Annotated in this window: 27 protein-coding genes; 14 read left to right on the forward strand and 13 right to left on the reverse strand. The window is 64.9% G+C overall.

Annotated elements, in window-relative coordinates; all coding sequences use genetic code 11:
• Positions 1-186: 186 nt before the first annotated feature.
• Positions 187-1917: a cation:proton antiporter gene (locus ACNJYD_RS28280; RefSeq protein ID WP_212254672.1), complete on the reverse strand. Its 1731-nt coding sequence runs from the start codon at positions 1915-1917 to the stop codon at positions 187-189.
• Between the two features lie 67 nt (positions 1918-1984).
• Here ACNJYD_RS28280 and ACNJYD_RS28285 point away from each other — a divergent pair, with 67 nt between their 5' ends.
• Both ACNJYD_RS28285 and ACNJYD_RS28290 read left to right on the forward strand, forming a co-directional pair.
• Positions 1985-2512 (forward strand): DUF3124 domain-containing protein, encoded by a 528-nt coding sequence (locus ACNJYD_RS28285; protein WP_439363942.1) that lies wholly within the window; start codon positions 1985-1987, stop codon positions 2510-2512.
• 85 nt (positions 2513-2597) lie between these two features.
• On the forward strand, positions 2598-3830 hold the full coding sequence (locus tag ACNJYD_RS28290; RefSeq protein ID WP_439363943.1) for a PLP-dependent aminotransferase family protein: 1233 nt from the start codon (positions 2598-2600) through the stop codon (positions 3828-3830).
• Between the two features lie 19 nt (positions 3831-3849).
• On the opposite strand, the gene ACNJYD_RS28295 is transcribed toward ACNJYD_RS28290, so the two are convergent.
• A complete protein-coding gene (locus ACNJYD_RS28295) occupies positions 3850-4122 on the reverse strand; it encodes a helix-turn-helix domain-containing protein (protein ID WP_172787337.1) in 273 nt (90 codons plus the stop codon).
• A gap of 158 nt (positions 4123-4280) precedes the next feature.
• On the opposite strand from ACNJYD_RS28295, the gene ACNJYD_RS28300 reads away from it, so the two are divergent.
• Positions 4281-4733 (forward strand): hypothetical protein, encoded by a 453-nt coding sequence (locus tag ACNJYD_RS28300; RefSeq protein WP_439363944.1) that lies wholly within the window; start codon positions 4281-4283, stop codon positions 4731-4733.
• 102 nt (positions 4734-4835) lie between these two features.
• Positions 4836-5069, forward strand: a complete 234-nt coding sequence (locus ACNJYD_RS28305; RefSeq protein ID WP_212254669.1) for a hypothetical protein — start codon at positions 4836-4838, stop codon at positions 5067-5069.
• A gap of 216 nt (positions 5070-5285) precedes the next feature.
• Here the strand turns inward: ACNJYD_RS28305 and ACNJYD_RS28310 are convergent, their stop codons facing one another.
• From ACNJYD_RS28310 to ACNJYD_RS28330, 5 genes are all read right to left on the reverse strand, one after another.
• The gene (locus ACNJYD_RS28310) at positions 5286-6104 is read right to left on the reverse strand and encodes an aldo/keto reductase (protein WP_439363945.1); all 819 of its coding nucleotides are present in this window, start codon (positions 6102-6104) and stop codon (positions 5286-5288) included.
• 144 nt (positions 6105-6248) lie between these two features.
• Positions 6249-7814 carry an alkaline phosphatase D family protein gene (locus tag ACNJYD_RS28315; protein ID WP_439363946.1) on the reverse strand — a complete coding sequence of 522 codons (1566 nt, stop codon included), beginning with the start codon at positions 7812-7814 and terminating at the stop codon, positions 6249-6251.
• A gap of 187 nt (positions 7815-8001) precedes the next feature.
• Entirely contained in the window at positions 8002-8421 is a 420-nt protein-coding gene (locus ACNJYD_RS28320; RefSeq protein WP_260382663.1) for a hypothetical protein, read from the reverse strand.
• Between the two features lie 110 nt (positions 8422-8531).
• Positions 8532-9533: an NAD(P)H-dependent flavin oxidoreductase gene (locus ACNJYD_RS28325; RefSeq protein WP_172787331.1), complete on the reverse strand. Its 1002-nt coding sequence runs from the start codon at positions 9531-9533 to the stop codon at positions 8532-8534.
• Positions 9534-9595: 62 nt separating this feature from the next.
• Positions 9596-10333, reverse strand: coding sequence for an SDR family oxidoreductase (locus ACNJYD_RS28330; RefSeq protein ID WP_439363947.1), 738 nt, complete (start codon positions 10331-10333; stop codon positions 9596-9598).
• Between the two features lie 175 nt (positions 10334-10508).
• On the opposite strand from ACNJYD_RS28330, the gene ACNJYD_RS28335 reads away from it, so the two are divergent.
• The gene (locus ACNJYD_RS28335; RefSeq protein ID WP_212254664.1) at positions 10509-10973 is read left to right on the forward strand and encodes a winged helix-turn-helix transcriptional regulator; all 465 of its coding nucleotides are present in this window, start codon (positions 10509-10511) and stop codon (positions 10971-10973) included.
• Positions 10974-10994: 21 nt separating this feature from the next.
• Here the strand turns inward: ACNJYD_RS28335 and ACNJYD_RS28340 are convergent, their stop codons facing one another.
• Complete coding sequence (locus tag ACNJYD_RS28340; RefSeq protein ID WP_172787328.1) at positions 10995-11369, reverse strand: PRC-barrel domain-containing protein; 375 nt, start codon at positions 11367-11369, stop codon at positions 10995-10997.
• A gap of 145 nt (positions 11370-11514) precedes the next feature.
• Between ACNJYD_RS28340 and ACNJYD_RS28345 the strand changes: the two genes are divergently transcribed.
• From ACNJYD_RS28345 to ACNJYD_RS28370, 6 genes are all read left to right on the forward strand, one after another.
• Complete coding sequence (locus ACNJYD_RS28345) at positions 11515-13302, forward strand: thiamine pyrophosphate-requiring protein (protein WP_439363948.1); 1788 nt, start codon at positions 11515-11517, stop codon at positions 13300-13302.
• 8 nt (positions 13303-13310) lie between these two features.
• On the forward strand, positions 13311-13538 hold the full coding sequence (locus ACNJYD_RS28350; protein WP_172787326.1) for a hypothetical protein: 228 nt from the start codon (positions 13311-13313) through the stop codon (positions 13536-13538).
• 85 nt (positions 13539-13623) lie between these two features.
• Complete coding sequence (locus ACNJYD_RS28355) at positions 13624-14175, forward strand: DUF4142 domain-containing protein (protein ID WP_260382659.1); 552 nt, start codon at positions 13624-13626, stop codon at positions 14173-14175.
• Between the two features lie 162 nt (positions 14176-14337).
• Positions 14338-14922 carry a phosphatase PAP2 family protein gene (locus ACNJYD_RS28360; RefSeq protein WP_439363949.1) on the forward strand — a complete coding sequence of 195 codons (585 nt, stop codon included), beginning with the start codon at positions 14338-14340 and terminating at the stop codon, positions 14920-14922.
• Positions 14919-15266 carry a DUF3147 family protein gene (locus tag ACNJYD_RS28365; protein ID WP_439363950.1) on the forward strand — a complete coding sequence of 116 codons (348 nt, stop codon included), beginning with the start codon at positions 14919-14921 and terminating at the stop codon, positions 15264-15266. The genes ACNJYD_RS28360 and ACNJYD_RS28365 overlap by 4 nt, the downstream gene beginning before the upstream one ends.
• Entirely contained in the window at positions 15266-15754 is a 489-nt protein-coding gene (locus ACNJYD_RS28370) for a DUF3147 family protein (protein WP_439363952.1), read from the forward strand. The genes ACNJYD_RS28365 and ACNJYD_RS28370 overlap by 1 nt, the downstream gene beginning before the upstream one ends.
• Here the strand turns inward: ACNJYD_RS28370 and ACNJYD_RS28375 are convergent.
• On the reverse strand, positions 15751-15918 hold the full coding sequence (locus ACNJYD_RS28375; RefSeq protein WP_172787321.1) for a hypothetical protein: 168 nt from the start codon (positions 15916-15918) through the stop codon (positions 15751-15753). The genes ACNJYD_RS28370 and ACNJYD_RS28375 overlap by 4 nt on opposite strands.
• A 166-nt stretch (positions 15919-16084) precedes the next feature.
• Between ACNJYD_RS28375 and ACNJYD_RS28380 the strand changes: the two genes are divergently transcribed.
• Positions 16085-16330, forward strand: a complete 246-nt coding sequence (locus tag ACNJYD_RS28380; RefSeq protein WP_172787320.1) for a hypothetical protein — start codon at positions 16085-16087, stop codon at positions 16328-16330.
• Positions 16331-16473: 143 nt separating this feature from the next.
• On the opposite strand, the gene ACNJYD_RS28385 is transcribed toward ACNJYD_RS28380, so the two are convergent.
• From ACNJYD_RS28385 to ACNJYD_RS28395, 3 genes are all read right to left on the reverse strand, one after another.
• Positions 16474-16677 carry a hypothetical protein gene (locus tag ACNJYD_RS28385; protein ID WP_439363954.1) on the reverse strand — a complete coding sequence of 68 codons (204 nt, stop codon included), beginning with the start codon at positions 16675-16677 and terminating at the stop codon, positions 16474-16476.
• 71 nt (positions 16678-16748) lie between these two features.
• Positions 16749-16877 carry a hypothetical protein gene (locus tag ACNJYD_RS28390; RefSeq protein WP_257187568.1) on the reverse strand — a complete coding sequence of 43 codons (129 nt, stop codon included), beginning with the start codon at positions 16875-16877 and terminating at the stop codon, positions 16749-16751.
• A gap of 114 nt (positions 16878-16991) precedes the next feature.
• Positions 16992-17186, reverse strand: a complete 195-nt coding sequence (locus tag ACNJYD_RS28395; RefSeq protein ID WP_172787378.1) for a hypothetical protein — start codon at positions 17184-17186, stop codon at positions 16992-16994.
• 96 nt (positions 17187-17282) lie between these two features.
• On the opposite strand from ACNJYD_RS28395, the gene ACNJYD_RS28400 reads away from it, so the two are divergent.
• Positions 17283-17801, forward strand: a complete 519-nt coding sequence (locus tag ACNJYD_RS28400; RefSeq protein WP_439363955.1) for a DUF4142 domain-containing protein — start codon at positions 17283-17285, stop codon at positions 17799-17801.
• Positions 17802-17804: 3 nt separating this feature from the next.
• Here ACNJYD_RS28400 and ACNJYD_RS28405 read toward each other — a convergent pair whose 3' ends face one another.
• The gene (locus tag ACNJYD_RS28405) at positions 17805-18098 is read right to left on the reverse strand and encodes a hypothetical protein (protein ID WP_172787317.1); all 294 of its coding nucleotides are present in this window, start codon (positions 18096-18098) and stop codon (positions 17805-17807) included.
• Between the two features lie 279 nt (positions 18099-18377).
• On the opposite strand from ACNJYD_RS28405, the gene ACNJYD_RS28410 reads away from it, so the two are divergent.
• A complete protein-coding gene (locus ACNJYD_RS28410) occupies positions 18378-24671 on the forward strand; it encodes a HAMP domain-containing protein (protein WP_260382654.1) in 6294 nt (2097 codons plus the stop codon).
• Positions 24672-24676 lie beyond the last annotated feature (5 nt).

Genomic DNA, 24676 nt, shown 5'->3' on the forward strand with positions numbered 1-24676 from the left:
CCCAATCTCTATCGGTTATGGCCGGGAGGCTTAGCCGGACTTGGGTCGGGGCGCTAGTCTCCCCAGCGCAACCACATATGCCTGAGGGCGGGCCTGCCGATCGGTTTCAGGCTTGCACCGGGCATATCAGCGATATAGGCGCGGATTGCCCGCAAGGAAGGCGGCAAGGAAGACGACCCGACGCCGTCAGGGCAGCACCTCGCGGCGCTCGCCGAGGCGCAGATCGAGCTCGGCGCGCTTGTCCGCGAGCAGGCCGGCCTGGGCGGCTTCGATCACGGTAAACAGCTCATGGGCATCGCTGAGCCGGGTCACGGTGACGTAGCTGGCGCCGGCCTCGTAGAGCGCGTCGACGTCGGCCAACAGGTCGGCCGTCGCGACGATCAGGGCGGTCGGATTGAGCGCGCGGACGTGGCGGACCAGCTTCTCGTTGGTGGCGCCCTTCAATAGCGAATCCGGCACGCTGAGGATGATCATCTCGGACTTGCCGACGCCGGCATGGAGCAACGTGTCAGCGCTACTGATGTCGCCGTAGATCACATGCAGGCCGCGCGAAAGCAGGGTCTTGTACACATTGGGGTTGAAGTCGATGACGGTGATCTGGTCGAGCAGCACCGGTGCCTGCCGCTCGATCTCGGCGAGAAGCGCGCTCGCCGCACGGAAAAAGCCGAGGATCACGATGCGGCGGGCTTCGCCATGGCCGCCCTCGTGGCCCTCCTCGGCATGGCCGTTGCCATGGTCGAGATCGCGCAGGCCGATCCGCTTCAACGGGCCGATCGCCCAGCGGGTGATCTGGTCGCTGCGGGTCATGACGAAGGTCGAGAGCACCGCCAGCACCACGAAGGCGAAGGAGGCGGCATTCGCCGTCTCGGCCGCGATGTGGCGGTCGGTGACGCCGGTCTGGATCACCACCAGCGAGAATTCGGAGATCTGCGCGAGGTTGAGCGCCGGCAGCAGGCTGGCGCGCAGGCCCTGCTTCATCAGGTAGAGCGGCGTGAACGTCGTGACGAGGCGGCTTGCCACCGTGAACGCCGCGATCATCAAGGCAAGACCGATCACCGAGAGGCCCGGCACGGGAATGGTCATGCCGAGCGCGACGAAGAACAGTGTGATGAAGAAGTCCCGCAGCGTGGTGACCTTGGCGGTGACGTCGAGCGCGTAAGGGAAGGTCGAGAGCGAGACGCCGGCGATCAGCGCGCCCATCTCGCGCGACAGCGACAGTCGCTCGGCGGTCTCGGCGACGAGAAAGCACCAGGCCAGCGCGCCGAGCAGGATCAGCTCGGGCCGCCTGGCGATCTGGTGGAACAGGCGCGGCAGCACGTAACGGCTGACCAGCAGCGCGGCGGCGACCAGCACCGCGACGCGGCCGATCGAGAGCAGGATGACGCTGACCTGCAGATTGGCGAGACTCGGCTGCACCGCCAGGAACAGGATGGCGAAGATGTCCTGGAGCACCAGCACGCCGAGGGTGATGCGGCCCGGCAGCGTGTCGAGCTCGCGCTTCTCGTAGAGCACCTTGACGATGATGACGGTGCTGGAGAGCGCGCAGGCGACGCAGAGATAGACCGCATCGAAATGCCCGCCGCCCAGCGACAGGCCGATGCCGACGAAGAATAGAACCCCGAGCAGGCAGCCGCCGAGCAGCTGGCTGCCCGCCGCGAACAGAATCACCCGCCCTGCCCGCACGATCTTCTTCAGGTCGATCTCGAGCCCGATCATGAACAGCATGAAGATCAGGCCAAGCTCGGAGATGACGCTGATCGATTCCTGCGAATGGACCCAGCCGGCGCCGAATGGACCTATGCAGAAGCCGGCGATAAGGTAGGCCAGGATCAGCGGTTGCCGGGCGAAATGGGCGAGCAGGCCCAGCATCCAGGCAAACAGGATAGAGAGAGTGATGTCGCGAATGAGCTCGTGCATGCCAAATTGGTCCGTTTTGCCGCACCCTAGAGACGGGTTGCGGTGCGGCAAGCGAGCAATTCGTCACATGCGGAATGGGCTCATCGCAGCCATGCTGCTCAGTCCCCTCGCCTTTGCCGTGCCCGCCGCCGCGCAATCCAAGGTCAATATCGAACAAAACTTTGCCGAATCGCTCACCCCACTGCCGAAGGAAGACCTCGCCGTTTCCGGCGGTTTCTACGTGCCCGCCTATTCCAGCGTCGCGATGAGCCAGGGCAAGCTGCGTGTCGACTTCTCGGTGACGCTGAGCGTTCACAACGCCTCCGAGACCCAGCCGCTGGTCATCAAACGCATCGCCTATTTCGACACCGCAGGCAAGCAGGTCGAGAGCTATCTGAAGACGCCGGTGGCGTTGAGGCCGCTCGCCACCGTCTCGATCTTCATTCCGACCGACGACGTGCGTGGCGGGACCGGTGCCAATTTCCTGGTTGACTGGGCCGCCACGGGCGAGATCGCCGAGCCGGTGGTCGAAGCCTTGATGGTTGGCGGCATCGCCAACGCGCATTACGCTTTCATCAGCCAAGGCCGTCCGACCAGGACGGCCACAAAGAAGTGAGGCCGTCCGACCAGGACGGCCGGCAAGAAGTAAGGCGGCCGGCGCAAAGCCGACGCTCAACAAGAACAAAACGAGGAACGCTCCCATGACGTCCAGCTTCGATTTCGCGCCCCTGTTTCCAGCAGGGCTGCCGGCCCCTTCTGCGCGCTGGACGGGCCTTGCCAAATACAGCTTCGTCGGCGGTAACAACGATTCCGAACAGGTGCCGCTCGACGAGCTGATCGAAGCGGCCACCACGGTGCTGCGGCACGAGGGCCGCTCGCTCGCCACCTACGGGCTGGCGCATGGGCCGCAGGGCTACCTCCCCTTGCGCGAATTCCTGGTGGCGAAACTCAGGCGCGATGCTGGAATCAGCTGCACGGTCGACGATCTCCTGATCGTCTCCGGCTCGCTCCAGGCCCTCGACCTCGTCAACGCCACCCTGCTGACGCGCGGCGACACCGTGATTTTCGAGCAGGAGAGCTATCAGGGCTCCCTGACACGACTGGCGCGGCTCGGCGTCAACGTCGTCGGCATTCCCCTCGATAAGGACGGCATGCGCATGGACCTGCTGGCCTCCGCGCTGGCCGACCTGAAGCGTCGCGGCATCCGGCCGAAATACATCTACACCATTCCGACGGTGCAGAACCCGACCGGCAGCATCATGCCCGAGAGCCGCCGCACCGAGCTGGTGCGGCTCGCGACCGAATATGGCGTGCCCATCTTCGAGGACGATTGCTATGCCGACCTCGTCTGGTCGGGGCAGCGGCCGCCGGGCATCTACGCGATGAGCCCGAACGGCGGCGTGATTCATATCGGCTCGTTCTCGAAATCGATCGCGCCGGCGCTGCGCGTCGGCTTCGTCGTGGCTCCCTGGGAGGTGATGTCGCGGATGCTGGCGCTGAAGACCGATGCGGGCTCCGGTGCGCTGGAGCAGATGGTGCTCGCCAGCTATTGCAAGCCGCATTTTTCCACCCACGTGCCGGCCCTGACCAAGGCACTGCGCAGCAAGCTCGACACGCTGATGGAAGCCCTGAACGAGCAGTTCGGGACCGCCGCCGAATTCGAGGCGCCCAAGGGCGGCATCTTCCTGTGGGTCAAGCTCCCCGACCAGGTCGATACGCTGAAGCTGTATCAGGCCGCGCTCGCCGCCGGCGTCTCGATCAATCCGGGGCCGGAATGGTCGACCAACAAGGGCCATTCCGCATCGCGGCTGCGGCTGTGCTTTGCCAGCCCCTCGCACCAGCAGATCCGCGACGGCGTCGCCGTGCTGGCCGAAGTGTGCCGCAAGGAGTTCGGCGTGCCGGCGCGTAGCGCCAATGTGGAGAAGCGGGCCTGAGGCCTAGTCGAGCGTCTCCTCATGCCGCCTGTGGCTGACTGCCGTGGATCGCGGAAGCGAGCCGCAGCAACAGGACGATGGAGACGTTGCCCTTGCCGGCCTCGATCTGGGCGATATAGCGCTCGGAAATCCCGGAGCGGCGGGCAAGCTCCCGGCGCGACAGGTCGCACCGGGTGCGCGAGGACCTCAGGCGGTCACCCAGCTCGGCCAGAAACGCGGTCTCCGAATAGGGCGGCACGGCGCAGCTCCCCGGCAGCACTTCGCCCGCAAAATCCATGACTTGATTCAGCATTGCTCTATCCACGTTCGCCTTCGGGAAATGCCATCTTACCTTCGAAACGCCCTGCCTCATTGACGCGGATCAAATTCGCGCGCGATCGACGACTGCCGTGGACGACCGCGCGCGGAATGCTAGACTTTGGAATTCGTCGAGGCGGGGTTTCTCAGGACATGATGCGGTGTTCGGGTCGCTGGATCGCGGCTGCGGTGCTGTGGGTCGCGTTCACCTCCACGGCCGGTGCCGAGACGCTGGCCGTGACCGTGGAGCAATGGGGCCTGCTCGGCTCCTGGGCGGTCGATTGCTCTGCCCGGCCAGACCGCGACAAGGGTGCGCTCTTGACTTACGAAATCCGGAAAGACGGCCGGGTGATGTACCGGCGCAATTTCGGCGAGGCCATGGACGAGAACGAGATCGTGTCCGCCACGGTCAATGCCGAGGGCCTGCTCAATGTGATGGTCTACTTCCCCTTGCTGCGTCAGGCGCGCGAGTTCGGGCTGCTGTTGCAGAAGGACGGCCGCCTGCGCGCGATCTATAATCGCAGCGAGCGCGGCGAGTACACGATCAGGGACGGCAAGTACGTCGCAACAGGTGCACCGACGCCCGCGCAGCAGCGCTGCGACTAGCACGCCTTCGTCTGAACATCCGTTCAGAATTCTCTCGCCGTTTCTCCGGAACGTTCGCGCAAATCTGCGGTTTAGATGTGCATTCGTTTGGAGGAGGACAGCATGAAGAAGCTTGGTTATGTGGTTGCGGCTCTCGGCGCGATCGTGATTGCGGCGCCGACGCTGGCCAGCGCAGAGACGGTGGTGATCAAGCGCGGTCATCATCATCACGGCCCGTACGGCGCTCGCGCCGAATACCGCATGCACCATGACCGTGGCTGGCATCATGGCTGGCGCCATCGCGGCGACAAGGTCGTCGTGATCAAGCGCAGCCATCGCCACCATCACTGGGACTAATGCGCAACGCGACAAGGAATGGCCCCTGACGGGGCCATTTTCTTGCGTTCTTTTTTCCTTCTCCCCTTGTGGGAGAAGGTGGCGCGAAGCGCCGGATGAGGGGTTGCGTCAGCGAGTCCGAAAGTGAAAGACTCATGCGCGGAGAGAGACCCCTCACCCGTCTCGCCGCTTCGCGGCGAGCCACCCTCTCCCACAAGGGGAGAGGGTGAAGATCGATTAATCCCACGCCGGCGCGAAGCCTGGATTGACGCAGCGTCTGTCCTTCGCCAGCGCGGCGATCTTCTTGCGGTCGGCATCGTCGAGCGTGATCTTCAGCGCGTCGAGATTGGCCTGCTGGCTCTCGCGACGCGAGGCCTTCGGGATCGCGGCGACGCCGTCCTGGTCGAGCAGCCATTTCAACGCGACCTGCGCGGCGGTGGCATTGTGCCTGGCGCCGATGTCGGCCAGCACCGGGTCGGTCGCGAAACGTCCCTGCGCGAGCGGGCAATAGGCAGCCAGCGGGATCGACCTCGCCTGGAGATAGGCGAGCACCTTCGATTGATCGAGCATGGCGTGATACTCGACCTGGTTGCAGGCGATCGGCGCCTTGATCTCCTCGACCGCGACCTTGAGCAGCGCGGTGGTGAAATTGGCAACGCCGATGGCGCGCGTGCGCCCCTCCTCCTTGAACTTCATCAGGGTCTCGAACACCGCGCCCCAGTTCGCGGCCTTCGACGGCCAGTGCACGAGATAGAGATCGACATGGTCGAGCCCGAGCTTCCTGAGGCTGGCGTCGAAAGCGCGGCGGATCGCATCGGGGCTGAGGTTCTCGTGCCAGACTTTCGTGGTGACGTGCAGCTCACCGCGCGGCACGCCGGACGCGGCGATGGCCGTGCCGATCGCCTCCTCGTTGGCGTACATCTCGGCGGTGTCGATGTGGCGATAGCCGATGGACAGCGCGCTCTCGACCGCGGCACGGCAGGCATCGCCCTGCATGCGGAAGGTGCCGAGGCCGAGCTTGGGCATGCTGATGCCCTGTGTTTTCAGATGGTCCATGAAACAGGCTCCCGAGATATTCAGCCCACCGGATGCGCGCGGCGATGCCGCGTGAGCAGACCTTTGGTGACGGAAAAGAAGTGGTGGGAGCCCTTACCCTAGCGCGGGAGGAGCATGGCGGCCAATCAAGATCGGGTTAGCAGCCTACGAATGCTGCGCCACCAGCGACGGATGCATCTGCGGCCGCGGGACGATGTCGACCGACCAGAGGTCGCGATTGTCGACGTCCTTCAGGGTCACGGTCATCACACCGCTGCGGCCGTCGATGTCGACCCGCCCGAAGAACTGCAAGCCGAAACAGGGCGCCAGATTGTCGCCCTGCGCGGCGCTGCAGCCATGCTGGTACATCGCGACCGGCCCGAAGGTGTCGTCGAGCTCGCCCGGGCTCCAGCTGCCGGCATGCAGCGGGCCGGAGACGAACTCCCAGAACGGCTCGAAATCCTGGAACTGCGCCTTGTTCGGATCGTAATAGTGCGCGGCGGTGTAGTGCATGTCGGCCGTGAGCCAGACGATGTTGCGGATGCCGGCGCGCTTGATGGAGGCGAGCAGATCGGCGATCTCGTGCTCGCGCCGGTCGGGCGGCCCATCGCCGAGCGCGACCGCATCCAGGCTGACCAGGCCGATCGGCAAATCGGCCGCGATCACCTTCCAAGTCGCGCGTGAGGCGGCAAGCTCGCGCTTCAGCCAGGCGAGCTGCTCGGCGCCCAGGATCCAGCCGCGGCGATCATCACCCTTGTTCCAGCTCTCGTCGCGGTAGCTGCGCATGTCGATCATGAAGACGTCCAGCAGCGGGCCATAGGCGATCTTGCGATAGACGCGGCCGTGCTGCGCGCTGATGTTGCGGATCGGCATGAAGTCGAAGAAGGCCCGGCGGGCCCGCGCGACCAGGCGCGGGGTGCCGTCGTCCTCGTAACCGGTCTCGTCATGGGTCCCGATCGGCGACCAGTCGTTGGTCACCTCGTGATCGTCCCATTGCGCGAACATCGGCACCTCTGCATGAAAGGCGCGGAAATGTTCGTCGAGGTGGTTGTATTTGTAGTTGCCGCGGAACTGCGCCAGGGTGTGCGCAACTTCGGATTTCTCTTCGGTGACGAGGTTGCGCCAGGTCTCTCCGTTCGGCAGCTTCTGTTCGGAAGGAATCGTGCAGTCCGCGTAGATGTGGTCGCCGCAGTGGATGAAGAAATCCGGATTGTTGTCGAGCATGGTGCGATAGCTGCGATAGCCGCCGCGGGAGACGTCGATGCCCCAGCCCTGCCCTGCGGTGTCGCCGGACCACAGGAACGAGATCGACTGGCGCACTGCCGGCGCGGTGCGGAAATGGCCGATGCGGCCTTCACTGAGGAGACCGCTGGCGATGTCGGCGAAGCGGACGCGGTAGAAGATGTCCTGTCCGGGCGGCAGATCCGCCAGCAGAAGCTTCGACGTGAGATCGGCATCGGGCAGCGCATCGCCGGAAGCCGAGGCGATGATGGTCTTGAAGCTCTCAACGGTCGAGCACTCCACCTGCATCCGCGCGGGACGGTCGGCGCGGGCCCAGACTACGGCAGAGCCATCCGAGACATCGCCGGACTGGATGCCACCTGCGATCTGCGGCCGGTCGGCGGCGCGGCTCAAATGAGGCGTCGCGAGCGAGGCGATGGCGAGACTGGAGGCGGAGCGGACCAGGAACTGCCGCCGGGTCCATGCGCGCGAGGCGCGGAGCGTTGCCATTCAGGAGACCTTCGTCGAATCGCGACGGAAGGTGCCTGCGCTCCTTGACTCCCAGCTTACGGTTTCTTGACTCCGCGCCTACGGTTTTGCGACGCGGGGATGACGCCTGTTGCAACCGCGGAGCGCGGTCTGCTCCCTCGCCCCGTTCTTACGGGGAGAGGTAAAGACACAGCGACGGCTCTCGCGCCTACCGCTTCCAGTTGCAGATGCCGCCGGAGCGGCATGGCCAGGTCTGGATGCGGGTGTCCATCGCCTGCGCATCGAGCGGATTGCCCCGGCGGTGCGCAAGCTTGGCACGGGCCGCGCCGCGCGGCGGTGTGCTCGCCGCATGCGCGGCCTTCGGCTCGGCCACACGAACGCGTTCGGCGGCAACCTTCTTCGGCACCTCGACGGGCTCAGCGCGCGCCTGTGCCTCGTTGCCGCCACGCGCTTCGAGCGCGACCGGGGCGAAGTGCGTCTCCGGCCCGAGACGTTTCGGCGACAGCAGGGCCTTTGAGAGATCGAGGCCGAGATATTCGTCGGGCTTGTAGTCGTCGGCGCGCGCGACACCGGCCCCTGCGACCACGAGGGCAAAGGCAATTGCGAAGTGAACACTTTTCAGGACCACGGATGCCTCCTGAAATCGATTTATGAAAGGGGCAATTTACCCTTATCTAGGAGGCGCCGCGCGCAATTCCAGCGGTCAAATGCCGCCGTGGTTAAGAAGTTTGACGGGTGTCAGGCGACCTTTCGCGTCGCCCCCGTCCCGTCCAGGAACCCCAGCAGGCGGCTGCGGATGATGGTTTCCGCTTCGTCCATGATGCGATCGATCAGCTCCTTGCAAGACGGGATGTCGTGGATCAGGCCTGCGACCATGCCGCAGCTCCAGGCGCCGGCGTCCATCTGGCCGTCCAGCATGATCTTGGGATAGACGCCCGCGACCTGGTCGTGAATGTCGTCGATGGTGAGCTTGGCGCCCTTCTCGCGCTCGATCTCGAGCAGGCGGTCGACATTGGCGTTCTTCAGGACGCGCTCGGTATTGCGCAACGCCCGCATGATCAGGCGGGTGTCGAGCTCGGTGGCCGCGACCAGCGCGTCCTTGACGTTCTGGTGCACCGGCGCTTCCTTGGTGGCGATGAAGCGCGTGCCCATGTTCATGCCCGCCGCGCCCAGCGAGAGCGCCGCGACCAGGCTGCGACCGTCGGCCATGCCGCCGGAGGCGACGAACGGGATCTTCAACTCCTCCGCCGCACGCGGCAGCAGAATCATGTTGGGGATGTCGTCCTCGCCGGGATGGCCGCCACACTCGAAGCCGTCGACACTGACGGCATCGCAGCCGATGCGCTCGGCCTTCAGCGAGTGGCGCACCGAGGTGCATTTGTGGATGACCTTGATGCCGGCGGCCTTCAGCGCCGGCATGTAGGCTTCCGGGCTGCGGCCTGCGGTCTCCACCGCCTTGATGCCGCCCTCGACGATCGCCGCGATGTATTCCGGATAAGGCGGCGCCGAGAAGGCTGGCAGGAAAGTGAGATTGACGCCGAACGGCTTGTCCGTCATGTCGCGGCAGCGCGCGATCTCCTTGGCGAGCAGCTCCGGCGTCTTCTGCGTGAGACCGGTGATGATGCCGAGCCCGCCGGCATTGGAGACGGCCGCCGCCAGCTCGGCGAAGCCGACGAAATGCATGCCGCCCTGGATGATCGGGTGCTCGATGCCGAACAGTTCGGTGATCGCGGTCTTCACTGAAGGTCCTCCCGGAATTTGCTCGATGTTGAAGTCAGTCTAGCCGGACTTTCCCGCCGCGGTCACCATTTCTCTCCGAAGGGGCGGATCTCCATCTCGAAGGTCCAGGCGCTCTTCGGCTGCTGATAAAGCTGCCAATAGGCGTTCGCGACCGACGACGGCGGCATCAGAAGGTCGGGATCGTCAAGCGCATTCGGGCCGAGCGCCTCGAGCCGGCGCTGGCGCACCCATTCGGTGTCGACGCCGGAATCGATGATGAGATGGGCGACGTGGATGTTCTTCGGCCCGAGCTCGCGCGCCATCGCCTGCGCCACCGCGCGCAGGCCGAACTTGGCGCTGGCAAAGGCGGCAAAGCCGCTGCCGCCGCGCAAGCTTGCGGTCGCACCCGTGAAGAAGATGTTGCCGCCGCCGCGCGGCAGCATCAGCCGCGCCGCCTCGCGCCCCGCGAGGAAGCCGGAATAGCAGGCCATCTCCCACACCTTGCGAAACACGCGCTCGGTGGTGTCGAGGATCGGGAAATTGACGTTGGCACCGACGTTGAAGATGCAGACTTCGAGCGGTGCATGCTGGTCGGCGTCGTTCAGGAAGGCGATGACCTCATCCTCCTTCCGCGCGTCGAGCGAGCGGGCGTGGATCTCGCCACCGGCGGCTTCGATCTCTTGCACCAACGGCGCGAGCTTATCTCCATTGCGGCGGCCGGCGAAAATCGAGAACCCTTCGGCGGCAAACTTCTTGGCGATCTCGGCGCCGATGAAATCGCCGGCTCCGATGACGGCCGCAGTGGCGTTTCGCTTGGACAAGATCGCCTCCTCCGGTGAGCCGCACTGTGGGCGTGCGGCGTTTGATGTGCCGGAGGCTATAGTTCAAAAATAGAACTGTCAAACTGAGCAGTCGAATGCTAGCTTTCGGCATAAATCTCTCTGACTGATCAACTTAGTTCCTTTTTCAGACTGACGACCTGCAGGAAACCGCATCATGAAATGGGACACGCTTGAGGAAGAGCCCTGCTCGCTCGCCCGCACCGTCGCCGTGATCGGCGACCGCTGGACGTTGCTGATCCTGCGCGAGTGCTTCTTGCGCGTACGGCGTTTCGAGGGCTTTCAATCCTCGCTCCAGATCACGCGCCATCTGCTCTCGGAACGGCTGAAGAAGCTGGTCCGCTTCGGCATCCTGCGCCGCGTCCCCTATTCCGAGGCGCCGAAGCGCTACGAATACATCCTCACCCAAAAGGGGCTCGACCTCTACCCGATCATCATGGCGATGGTGCACTGGGGCGACACCCATATGGGTGACGAGCGCGGCCGCCCGCTGCTGCATGAGCACAAGAGCTGCGGCAAGCTGTTCGACCCCGTCATGGTGTGTTCGGAATGCGGCGAAGTGCTGCATGCCAGGCAGGTGCATGTGCATGCGGGCCCGGGGCGGAGGGAAGCGCTGGGATGAGTGAGGCGCACCTCACAAAGCTCAAGCGAAGGGAACGCCGTAATAGGAGTTGATGCCGCGCACGGCGGCGTCATCGCCCCAGTTCCAGTCGGTCTTCTCACTATATTTCGGCGCGCCTTCCAGATCCTTGGCGGTAATCGCGGTTACGTAACCGCCGAGCTCGGTGTCGTACTTCAGCGACTGCCAGGGCAACGGATAGTGATCATTGCCGAGGCCGAGAAAGCCGCCGAAACCAAGCACTGCATAAGAGACCTTGCCGCTGATCTTGTCGATCATGACCCGTTCGATCGATCCGATCTTGTTACGATCGGCGCCGTAGACGGCGGTTCCCTCGACCTTGTCGCTTCCGATCAGCCGGCCCATCTCGTTGCGGTCCAGTTCACCCTGATTCAGCATCGTCATTCTCCACTCAGCCATTTGGGAATCAACCGAAAGGGGTGAGCGATCGTTCCGGCGCGTGTTCCGCAAATGCTTGGGAACATCGCCACAAAGAACCGGTTCTCTGAGACGACCGAGGCCGCAAGAAAGAGAGCCGCCCGCAATGTCCCAGACCGTCTCCGACTTCATCATTCAGCGCCTGCACCAATGGGGCGTGCGCCACATCTTTGGCTATCCCGGCGACGGCATCAACGGCGTGTTCGGTGCGATGAACCGGGCCGACGGCAAGATCGGCTTCGTGCAGGCGCGGCACGAGGAGATGGCGGCATTCATGGCGACCGCCTACGCGAAATTCTCGGGCGAGCTCGGCGTCTGCATTGCGACCTCCGGCCCCGGCGCCTCGCATCTCGTCACCGGGCTGTACGACGCGCTGCTCGATCACCAGCCGGTGCTGGCGATCGTCGGCCAGCAGGCTCGCAATGCGCTTGGCGGTCATTATCAGCAGGAGCTCGATCTTCTCTCGATGTTCAAGGACGTCGCAGGCGCCTATGTCGTGCAGGCCTCCTCGCCTGCACAAGTGCGACATCTGATTGATCGATCGGTGCGGATCGCACTGGCGCGGCGGACTCCGACCGTCATCATCTTGCCCAACGACTTGCAGGAGGAGCCTTACGAGGACCCGCCGCGCGCGCACGGCACGCTGCACTCCGGCGTCGGTTACAGCGCGCCTAAAGTCATCCCTCGTGATGCCGATCTCGACCGCACCGCGGAGATCCTCAATGCCGGCAAGAAGGTCGCGATGCTCGTCGGCGCCGGCGCACTTGGCGCCACCGACGACGTCATTGCGGTCGCCGACCGGCTGTCGGCCGGCTGCGCCAAGGCATTGCTCGGCAAGGCCGCGCTGCCCGACGACCTGCCATGGGTCACCGGCTCGATCGGCCTGCTCGGCACCGAGCCCAGCTACAACATGATGATGGAATGCGACACGCTGCTGATGGTGGGCTCAGCCTTTCCCTACGCCGAATTCCTGCCGAAGGAAGGCAGCGCGCGCGGCGTGCAGATCGACATCGACGCCAGCATGATGTCGATCCGTTTTCCCATGGAGGTCGGCCTCGTCGGCGATGCCGCCGAGACGCTGCGCGCCTTGTTGCCACGGCTGAAAACCAGGAGCGACGGCGCCTGGCGCCAGAGCATCCAGGAGGACGTCGCGAAATGGTGGAAGACCTTGGATGACCGCGCGCATCAGCCCGCCGCGCCAGTCAATCCGCAGCTCGTCGCCTGGGAATTGTCTCCGCGCCTGCCCGACCGCGCCATCATCACCAGCGATTCCGGCTCATGCGCCAATTGGTTCGCGCGGGACCTCAAGATGCGACGCGGCATGACGGCCTCGCTGTCCGGCGGCCTCGCCTCGATGGGCGCTGCGGTGCCTTACGCGCTCGCGGCCAAATACGCCCATCCCGACCGCCCCGTGATTGCACTCGTCGGCGACGGTGCCATGCAGATGAACAACATGGCCGAGCTGATCACCGCGGCGAAGTATTGGCGCGACTGGAAGGACCCGCGTTTCATCGTGTGCGTCTTCAACAACGAGGATCTCAATCAGGTCACCTGGGAGCAGCGCATCATCAACGGTGATCCCAAGTTCGAGGCTTCGCAGCGCATTCCCGATGTCTCCTATTCGCGCTTCGCCGAGCTGATCGGCCTGCGCGGCATCTTCGTCGACAGCCCACAGCTGCTCGGCTCGGCCTGGGAGCAGGCGCTTGCGAGCGAGATGCCCGTCGTGCTGGAGGTGAAAACCGATCCCGAGGTGCCGCCGCTGCCGCCGCACATCACCTTGCAGCAGGCGAAGAACTTTTCGCTCGCCCTGATGAAGGGCGACCCGAACGAAAGCGGGATGATCAAGGGAGCAGCGCGGCAGGTGCTGGAATCGATTCTGCCCGGAAAGCAATGAGGTGAGCCATGAGTGACTTCCGCGATATCAGGCACGGCGTCAACGACCCCGTCGATGGCGTCGACGTGAAGTACCACATCAACGACAATCGGACGCCGCACGAGCGGGCGCAGCGCCATGCTGACGTCCGGGCCGACGCAACCGCTGCGCCGGCCGAACCGTTCCTGCCCGAGCGGCTTCGACGCAAGCCGACAGATCCGATCAATCCGCGCACCGGACGCAATCCCGCGGATTAGCCGTTAGGAACCTCGGCCCCGGCGGCGTGTTGGTCGGCGCACATCGCCGGCAAGCGGCCGCGCGACCTATCGGAAGGATTTGACCATGAAACGCACAATCATCGCGCTTGCCTGCATGGTTCTCGCAGGCCCGGCCCTCGCCCAGTCGCTCGGCGAAAAGACCGGCGTGAATTCGGTGCTCGGCGTTGCGCCTGCGACCGCCGACTTCGTGACCCAGGTCGCGATCAGCGACATGTTCGAGATCGAATCAAGCAAGCTTGCTCAGCAGAAGGGCAACGCGGAGGAGAAGACCTTCGCGCAGCAGATGATCACCGATCACACCAAGACGAGCAGCGAGCTCAAGGGACTGGTCGGCAATGGCAAGGTGCAGGCCACGCTGCCGACGGCGCTCGACAGCTCGCATCAGAGCAAGATCGACAAGCTCAAGAATGCGAGCGGCAAGGATTTCAGCTCGGACTACAATTCCTATCAGGTCAGCGCGCATGAAGATGCCGTGTCGCTGTTCGAACGTTACGCCAAGGGTGGCGACAATGCCGAGCTCAAAGATTGGGCCGGCAAGACACTCCCGGCGTTGAAGCACCACCTCGACATGGCCAAGACCCTCGGCAGGGCGCCGAGCGTCGGCCAAACCAAGTAACGCATTGCTGCAGGACGCCGGCCGTCCCGGCGTGCTTCCCGGCAGCGCGATGAGAAACGTCATCGCGCTGCCGCTGCGCGATGCCTGTCGGTTGCGCCTAGGAACCTTCCTTATGTCCGGGCTTTACAAAACCGTCATGGAGGATATCTCGCCGACGGACCGATGGCCTTAGTAACAGTCAAACCCACCCGGATCGATACGGCGATCGCCAACGAGATCGCGCACAATACCAACTCGGGGCTCGAGCATGCCGCCCAGGCCATGACCTGGGGTGCCGACGAGCATATCCTGGTCGCACTCGCGGCGGCGGGATGGCTCTACACCCGCCTCCGGCATCCGCAGCAGCGCCCCTTGGCCGATCACGTCCTGATCGTGTCGCTGGTGACGGCCGTGTTGCCGCATGTCTTGAAATCCGTGTTCGATCAAACGAGGCCCGACCGGCTGACGGTGAGCGGCCACTGGCGCGGTGTTCCCTTTTCGGGGCGGGCCCGCGACGCATTTCCCTCAGGTCACGCCGTGCATATGGGCGCCCTTGCCTCGGCCGCCGGCCTGTTGCCGCCGGCTCGCCGCAGCCTGGCGCGCTCCTTTGCCGTAGCGCTGTCCCTGACGCGCCTCGCGCTGCTCGCGCACTGGGCCAGCGACGTCGTGGCAGGCTTCACGCTCGGCATCATCGTCGAGCGATTGCTCAGGCCGTTCACGCTGGCGGCGTCACGGCAGCGGCGCGAGGGCTCGGAGGGACAACCATGACCGAGTATCTCGTGCGCTTCGTCGCCGGCGGTCTGATCGTATCCGTCTTCGCGATCTTCGGTGACATGCTGCGGCCGAAGAGCTTTGCCGGGCTGCTTGGTGCAGCGCCGTCGGTGGCGCTGGCTACGCTCAGCATCGCAGTGGTCCAGCACGGCCCGCAATATGCTGCGGCCGAGAGCTGGACGATGATCTATGGCGCCATCGCGCTCGCCTGCTACAGCGTCGTCGTCTGCCACCTCCTGATGAGGCTCCGTCTCGGGGCGCTTCCAGCAACGATCCTCGCCTTTGCCGCATGGCTCGTGGTCGCCTTCGGCCTGCTCGCCGGCCTGGGAGGTGCGGCCTGATGCTGGTGAAGCTATCGACATCGGCGCTGAAACAGACGCGGTGGTACGAGTACGCCATTCGCTTCCTGCTTGGCGGCGGTGCCACGGTGCTCGCGGGCGTTATCGGCTCGAAGTTCGGCACGGCCGTCGGCGGGCTCTTTCTTGCTCTTCCGGCGGTCTTCTGCGCCAGCGCGACACTGATCGAAAGCCACGAGCGTCACGCCAAGGAGAAGGCCGGCCTGAGCGGGCGCCGTCGCGGGCAGAAGGCCGCGGCGCTCGACGCCGCAGGCGCCGCACTCGGCAGCATCGGCCTCGCCGCGTTCGCCGCCATCTTCTATGCCATCATCGAGGCAAGCGCCGCATTCGCTTTCATCGCCGCGCTGGCGGTCTGGGCCATCGTTTCCGTGTCGGCGTGGGGGCTCAGGCGCAAGCTTCGCATTGTCTCCCACACATCGCGCCGATCAGGCCATTCGCCGTCGGCAACGGGCTCTCGCTACGCGAAGCCCTAGTTCGCTTTCGCCCCCGTCGAGGGCTGCGATTGCGGCGGCTGGAGGCCCGGGCTGTTGGCCCAGCGCTCGACCTCATCGATGATCTTCTGCTGGCTTGGCCGCACCGGCCCGGGCGCCGCGGGCTCTTCGGACAGCTTGCGAGGCAACCTGACTTCGTCCGCCATGGTCTCTCTCCTTCCGGGAACAATGCCTCACGGCGTGGCGCGTTTCTAAATCATTGATTTTATTTTGTTTTCCTACTCATTTGGAGGCTTTATCGGCTTTCGCGGAACTCTCATCAAGTTGGTTCGTTGAGTAAACTACTCAACCTACTCAATTTGCGTGATCGCCATGAACGACCTTCGCGCCGAGCGCCTTCAGGTCATGCTCTCGCCGGAAGAGTTGGCCGCCGTCGACGATTTCCGGTTCAAACACCGCATGCCGACGCGGGCGGCAGCCGTCCGCGAACTCCTCAAGTTCGGACTGGCCGCTGTGGGCGTCGATGCCGCTGCCGGCGTGAAGTCAAGCAGCTTCGGCGTGTTCGGCCGCGGGCCTGACGGACATACTCAGGGGGATCCGGAGAGCGGCGGCGGCTGACGCACATTACCCTCTTCCACAAGCAAACGACCCCGGCACGGTGGGTGCCAGGGCCGTCCTTGGAGATGCTTCCGGCGCACCGGGGGCAGACTGCCGGAAGCCATCCGTCGACTCTTCCCGCGCGAATTCGTTCCTGGTGAGAGCTAGCCTGTGGCGTCGCTCGAGCCGTCCGGCATGGCGCCGGAACCTGGCGTCTTGCTGTTGTCGTTCAGCTTGGGATCGCGCGTCGCTTCACGCGAGGGCGAGCCTTGCGGATCCGTCTTGTGCACGGATTGCGCACGTTCCTTGTCGCGTGGCTGCACCTCCCCACGCTTGTCCTTGACGATGCCTTGGTCGGAATGGGCCATGATGCGTTCTCGCTTCTCCTGATATGTCGGAGCGCTTACGCATTACGGCCGCGAATGTTCCGCTGCTGCAATCAGCTGCGCGCGGCGTGAACGGCAGATGCGTTCTCGAGATGCACCTGTCGCACCGTCGTCACCGTCGCGAAGGCGACAGAGACGCCAAAGGCGAGAATGAGGGAAAGAAGAGCCAGACGTGGAGCCATCGCCAAACCTCCTTCTGCAACTGGAAATCGCCGCGATCGACGTTCCCCGGATGATCCCAAATCAGTTGCGTGCCTTCCGTGAGCGGTCTCACATGCAGGTTCGTGAGGCCGAGCTCACCCGTTCCGCTTTGGGGCTGCATGAGCCGGGACGGGCGAAATTTCGCCATCGAGCCAATCCTGCTCGTTGGCCAGCGCCGTCCAGGCGTCGGCCATGCGCGAATAGCGCTTATGGGCGGGCTGTCCGTCGGCACGCTCGGCAAGCTGAAGACAATTGTCGGCATTGTCTCTGAAGATGTCAGACTGTTTCATATAAAAGACGTGGGGACGGAACTCCTGCGTCGCAACCCGCTTACCGGATCGTAATGGTTCAGGGAACTTTCGCACGGGGTTGGTCATTGAAGATCGATGCGAGTTGTCGCCGCAATCATCCTGGCATTCATCAGCACCTCGGCGCTTGCCGACAGCGTTGCCGAACGAAAGCCCGGCGAACGGCCACCCTCCGCGATCGAGGTGATCAGCGCCGTCTACAATTTCAGCCGGTTTCAACAGGGGCTTCTCGAGAACACCGACCTCAAGGGCAACGCGGAGGTCAAGAATCTCGCCGCCTTGCGCGCCGAGGAAGCGGTCAAGCGCGACAAGAAGCTGAAAGAGGTCCAGGAGGCCATCGGCGCGGAACTGCAAATCGGAAAGGCAGCACTCGCCTCTCCAAGCGCGAGCCTCGTCGAGCCCGAAATGTCGGACGGCCCGGCCTACGTCAGAAGCTTCTATGCGGCGCAGATTCCCGAATATGACTCCATCATCGGCCTGCTCGAGCGCTACCTGGTGGCGCCCGACAACGCGGCGCTCGCAGCGTTCGCGCGCGAACAGCTGCCGCTGCTGCGCGCGCAGGTCAGGGACGCCGAGCGCACCATGGCGGACAAATAGCCTCTACTTGTCGCTCGGACGTTGCTGGCTTTGCGGCCGCACGGTGCGGTCACTCTCCGGCATCTTGTCGCGGCCTGCATCGCCGTTGTCGTCCTTGCCGCCGGACGACGACGTGCCGCTTCCGCTTGGATTCGAGCGGGTGGCCGCTCCGGTGGTCGGCGTGTCCGCCCGCGGGTTGGCGGAGCTTGCGGCGGGGTCGCCCGTCACGGACCCGCGCCCGCTCGGCGCACCGCCCTGCGCCAGGGCCGATCCCGCGGCAAGCACGATAATGGCGATGGCGGCAAGTCCTGCTTTCATATCCGTTCTCCCTGTCTGCGCTGGCTAACCGTCGGGCTCGGCGCTCCGTTCCGAAGGATGGACGCCGACGGACGCAGGGGGCGACCGGACCCGGGAGGCATTTTCTTTCCGAGCGGTGTGGAACCAAATCGGGGCATCGTCGTTAGCTCGGTCGGGCTGAGCAAAGCGGGTTCCATTTCCCGGCGCCATACGTTGGCGCTTGATTTCGAATTTGGCTGACGCTCTATTCGACCAACGCGTCTTGCCTCGGATTCGGCCGACGCCTGCGGGGGAATCAGTATGAGCGACCTCGATCCCGGAACTGCATCACGCTCCGGTCGTCGCGTCCCAAAGCCAAAAATCAACGGTACGTCCGAGTCGGATTCGCGGGGCGAACTGCTACTCGCCTTGCAGGCGATGCGCAGCGGTGACTTTTCGGTCCGCATGAGCGGCGACTATCTCGGCATTGACGGTAAAATTGCCGACACTCTTAACGAAATCATCGCAGCCAACCAGCGCATGGCACAGCAGCTCGAGCTGGTCGGCCAGGTGGTGGGGCGCGAAGGCAAGACCCGCCAGCGCGTGAAGTTCGGCCTCGCCTCGGGCTCCTGGGCCGACATGGAAGGTTCGGTCAATACGCTGATCGACGACCTGTTGTGGCCGACGCGCGAGGTGACGCGCGCCGTCGCCGCCGTGGCACAAGGCGACCTGCTGCAGACCGTCAAGCTCGACGTCGACGGCCGTCCGCTCGGCGGCGAGTTCTTGCAGTCGGCGACCATCGTCAACACCATGATCAAGCAGCTCGGCGTGTTCACCTCCGAGGTGACGCGCGTCGCGCGCGAGGTCGGCACCGAGGGCAAGCTCGGCGGCCAGGCCCAGGTGCCCGAGGTGACCGGCGTCTGGAAGGACCTCACCGAGAGCGTCAACTCGATGGCGAACAACCTGACCAACCAGGTTCGCAACATCGCCGAGGTGACGATCGCGGTGGCCAACGGCGACCTCTCCAAGAAGATCACGGTCGACGTCCGCGGCGAGATCCTCCAGCTCAAGGAAGCCATCAACACGATGGTTGACCAGCTGCGCTCGTTCGCCTCCGAAGTGACGCGCGTTGCGCGCGAGGTCGGCACCGACGGCAAGCTCGGCGGCCAGGCCATCGTGCCGGGCGTCGCCGGCACCTGGAAGGACTTGACGGACTCGGTCAACGCGATGTGCGGTAACCTCACCGCACAGGTGCGCAACATCGCCAACGTCACCACCGCCGTGGCGCGCGGCGACCTCTCGCGCAAGATCACGGTCGACGTGCGCGGCGAAATCCTGGAGCTGAAGGACACCATCAACACCATGGTGGACCAGCTCAACTCGTTCGCCTCGGAAGTCACGCGCGTCGCGCGCGAGGTGGGCACGGAAGGAAAGCTCGGCGGTCAGGCCCAGGTGCCCGGCGTGGCCGGCACCTGGAAAGACCTCACCGACAACGTCAACTTCATGGCCTCGAACCTGACCGCGCAGGTCCGCAACATCGCCGACGTCGCGACCGCCATCGCGAGCGGGGATCTCTCGAAGAAGATCACGGTGAACGTCTCGGGCGAAATCCTTCAGCTGAAGGAAACGCTCAACACGATGGTCGACCAGCTCAACGCCTTCGCCGGCGAAGTGACGCGCGTCGCGCGCGAGGTCGGCACCGAGGGCCGGCTCGGCGGCCAGGCCAACGTGCTCGGCGTCGCCGGCACCTGGAAGGACCTGACCGAGAGCGTCAACTCGATGGCCTCGAACCTGACCGCGCAGGTCCGCAACATCGCGGAGGTGACCACCGCAGTCGCCGGCGGCGACCTCTCGAAGAAGATCACCGTGGACGTGCGCGGCGAAATTCTGGAGCTGAAAGACACCATCAACACCATGGTGGACCAGCTCAACGCCTTCGCCGGAGAGGTCACGCGCGTGGCGCGCGAGGTCGGCACCGAAGGCAAGCTCGGCGGCCAGGCCGTGGTGCGCGGCGTCGGCGGCACGTGGAAGGACCTCACCGACAGCGTCAACTCGATGGCCTCGAACCTCACCGGCCAGGTCCGCAACATCGCCGAGGTCGCAACCGCGGTGGCGAAGGGCGACTTGTCCAAGAAGATCACGGTGAACGTGTCGGGCGAAATCCTTCAGCTGAAGGAAACGCTCAACACCATGGTCGACCAGCTCAACGCCTTCGCCGGCGAAGTCACGCGCGTCGCCCGCGAGGTCGGCACCGACGGCAAGCTCGGCGGCCAGGCCGACGTGCCCGGCGTCGCCGGCACCTGGAAAGACCTGACCGACTCCGTGAACTCGATGGCGGGCAACCTCACCGCCCAGGTCCGCAACATCGCCGAGGTCGCGACCGCGATCGCCGGCGGCGACCTGTCGCGCAAGATCACCGTGGACGTGCGCGGCGAGATCCTTCAGCTCAAGGACACGCTGAATACGATGGTCGACCAGCTCAACCGCTTCGCGGGCGAGGTGACGCGCGTGGCGCGCGAGGTCGGCACCGAAGGCCGGCTCGGCGGTCAGGCCAACGTGCCCGGCGTCGCCGGCACCTGGAAAGATCTCACCGACAGCGTCAACTCGATGGCGGGCAACCTCACGGCCCAGGTCCGCAACATCGCCGAGGTGACGACCGCGGTCGCGCGTGGCGACTTGTCGCGCAAGATCACCGTCGACGTGAAGGGCGAAATCCTCGAGCTGAAAAACACCATCAACACCATGGTGGACCAGCTCAACGGCTTTGCCGGCGAAGTGACGCGCGTCGCGCGCGAGGTCGGCACCGAGGGCAAGCTCGGCGGCCAGGCCGAAGTGCCCGGCGTCGCCGGCACCTGGAAGGACCTCACCGACAACGTCAACTTCATGGCCTCCAACCTGACGGCGCAGGTCCGCAACATCGCCGAGGTCGCGACCGCCATTGCCGGCGGCGACCTGTCGAAGAAGATCACGGTGGACGTGCGCGGCGAGATCCTGCTGCTCAAGGACACCCTGAACACCATGGTCGAGCAGCTCCGCTCCTTTGCCGCCGAAGTCACGCGCGTGGCGCGCGAGGTCGGCACCGAAGGCCGGCTCGGCGGTCAGGCCGTCGTGCCCGGCGTCGGCGGCACCTGGAAGGACCTCACCGATAACGTCAACCTCTTGGCTGCGAACCTCACCACCCAGGTCCGCAACATCGCCGAAGTCACCACGGCGGTCGCGCGCGGCGACCTCTCGCGCAAGATCACAGTGGACGTGAAGGGCGAAATCCTCGAGCTGAAGAACACCATCAACACCATGGTGGACCAGCTCAACGCCTTCGCCGGCGAAGTGACGCGTGTCGCGCGCGAGGTCGGCACCGAGGGCAAGCTCGGCGGCCAGGCCCAGGTGCCCGGCGTCGCCGGCACGTGGAAGGATCTCACCGACACCGTCAACTTCATGGCGGCGAACCTGACCGAGCAGGTCCGCGGCATCGTCAAGGTGGTGACCGCGGTCGCCAATGGCGATCTGAAGCAGAACCTCACCGTGAAATCGAAGGGCGAAGTCGCGGCGCTCGCCGACACCATCAACAACATGACCGAGACGCTCGCGACCTTCGCCGACCAGGTGACTTCGGTGGCGCGCGAGGTCGGCGTCGAAGGCCGGCTCGGCGGCCAGGCCAACGTGCCCGGCGCCGCCGGAACCTGGAAGGACCTCACCGGCAACGTCAACCTGCTCGCGGCCAATCTGACCTCGCAGGTGCGCGCGATCGCGGAAGTCGCAACCGCGGTGACCAAGGGCGACCTGACGCGGTCGATTCAGGTCGACGCCCGCGGCGAAGTGGCGGAGCTGAAAGACAACATCAACACGATGATCACCAACCTCCGTCTCACGACGGACGTGAACACGGAACAGGACTGGCTGAAGACCAACCTCGCCAAGTTCACTAACATGCTCCAGGGCCAGCGCGACCTCACCACCGTCGGCCGGCTGCTGCTCACCGAATTGTCGCCGCTGGTGAACGCCCACACCGGCGTGATCTACCAGGTCGAGAACGAGAACGATCCCCAGCTCCTGCTGCTCGCCTCCTACGCCAGCGACGGCGTCTACCCCTATCAGCCGGTGCTGCAGTTCGGCGAAGGCCTGATCGGCCAGTGCGCCTTCGACAAGCGGCCGCGCGTCGTCTCCGACATTCCGTCCGACGTGGTCCCGATCAACTCGGCGCTGTTCCGCGTCGCACCGAAGAACCTCGTCGTGCTGCCGGTCCTGTTCGAAGGCCAGGTCAAGGCCGTGATCGAGCTCGCCTCGCTCGTCTCCTTCACGACCTCGCAGATGACGTTCCTGGAGCAGCTCACCGACTCCATCGGCATCGTGCTCAACTCGATCGAGGCGACGATGCAGACGGAAGGTCTGCTCAAGCAGTCGCAGCAGCTCGCCGGCGAGCTGCAGACCCAGCAGCGCGAATTGCAGCAGACCAACGACCAGCTCGAGCAGAAGGCGCAGCAGCTCGCCGAGCGCAACGTCGAAGTCGAGCGCAAGAACCAGGAGATCGAGCAGGCCCGCCGCGCGCTCGAGGAGAAGGCGACCGAGCTCGCGCTGACGTCGAAGTACAAGTCCGAATTCCTCGCCAATATGAGCCACGAGCTGCGCACGCCGCTGAACTCGATCCTGATCCTCGGGCAGCAGCTCAGCGACAACCCCGATGGCAACCTCTCGGCCAAGCAGGTCGAATTCGCCCGCACCATCCACGGCGCCGGTACCGACCTCTTGAACCTCATCAGCGACATTCTCGATCTCTCCAAGATCGAGTCCGGCACCGTGACGGTCGACGCCGAGGAAATCCTGACCGCGAACCTGCTCGAGACCGTCGGCCGGCCGTTCCGGCACGAGGCGGACAACCGCAACCTGTCGTTCAAGATCGACGTCGATCCGAACCTGCCGCGCAGCATCGTGACCGACTCCAAGCGGCTGCAACAGGTTCTGAAGAACCTGCTCTCCAACGCCTTCAAGTTCACCGCCGACGGCGAAGTGCGCCTGCAGGTCACCGGCGCCATCGGCGGCTGGGGGACGGATCATCCGGTGCTGAACTCCGCGCCGGCCGTGATCGCCTTCGAAGTGTCCGACACCGGCATCGGCATTCCCCTGGAGAAGCAGAAGCTGATCTTCGAGGCGTTCCAGCAGGCCGACGCCGGCACCAGCCGCAAATATGGCGGCACCGGCCTCGGCCTTGCGATCAGCCGCGAGCTGGCCAGCCTGCTCGGCGGCGAGATCCACCTGCGCAGCGCGCCGGGCAAGGGCTCGACCTTCACGCTCTATCTGCCCTTGAAATATTCCGGCCCGACCCTCGCGCCGCGGGCGCCAGCGCCGCAGCAATACAGCCAGCCACCGGCGCTGCAGCCGGCCGCGCCTGACCAGCAGCGCGTCATTGAGCAGCTGCCCGACGACCGCCTCAACCTCGAGCCCGGCGACACCATCCTCCTGATCGTCGAGGACGACCCCCACTATGCCCGCGTACTCGTCGATCTGGCCCGCGACAAGGGGTTCAAGGTCCTGGTCGCCGCGCGCGGCGCCGAGGCCCTCGAGCTCGCCAAGCAGTACCAGCCGACGGCCGTCTCCCTCGACGTCTTCCTGCCCGACATGCTCGGCTGGACCGTGCTGAGCCAGCTCAAGCACAATCCGCTCACCCGCCACATCCCGGTCCAGATCATCACGCTCGACGAGGACCGCCAGCATGCGCTGGCGCGCGGCGCGTTCTCCTTCGTCAACAAGCCGACGACGACCGAGGGCGTCTCGGCCGCGCTGACGCAGATCAAGGAATATGCGCGGCCGCGGCGCAAGCGGCTCTTGATCGTCGAGGACAACGAGGCCGAGCAGCTCTCGATCCGCGAGCTGCTGCACCACGACGACATCGAGATCCTGGCCACGGATACCGGGGCCGGCGCGCTCTCGACGCTGCGCGAGCAGCCCTGCGATTGCGTCGTGCTCGACCTCAGGCTGCCCGACATGAGCGGCTTCGAGGTGCTCGATCAGATCCGCAACGACGAGGCGCTGTCGAACATCCCCGTCGTGGTGTTCACCGGCCGCGAGCTTTCCGCCGAGGAGGATGCCGAGCTTCACACCATGGCACGCAGCATCGTGGTCAAGGGCGTGGAATCGCCCGAGCGCCTGCTCGACGAGACCGCGTTGTTCCTGCATCGCGTGATCACGGAGCTGCCGGTCGAGAAGCAGCGCATGCTGGAGAAGCTGAACAGTTCCGACGAGGACCTGATCGGCAAGACCGCCCTGCTCGTCGACGACGACGCCCGCAACATCTTCGCCCTGTCCAGCGTGCTGGAACGACGCGGCATGAAAGTGCTGACGGCGACGACGGGCAGCGAGGCGGTGACACTGGTCGAATCCAATCCGGAGATCGCGATCGTGCTGATGGACATCATGATGCCGCAGATGGATGGCTACCAGACCATCGGCGTGATCCGCGAGAACCCGGCCTTCTCCCGTCTGCCGATCATCGCGTTGACCGCCAAGGCGATGAAGGGCGACCGCGAGAAGTGCCTCGAAGCCGGCGCGTCCGATTACCTCGCCAAGCCGGTCAACACCGACCAATTGCTGCTTGCGATCCGCATGTGGCTGCATCGCTGAGTTGG

Origin of the sequence: Bradyrhizobium sp. SPXBL-02 (assembly GCF_051853065.1) — a bacterium.
Taxonomy (GTDB): Bacteria; Pseudomonadota; Alphaproteobacteria; order Rhizobiales; family Xanthobacteraceae; genus Bradyrhizobium.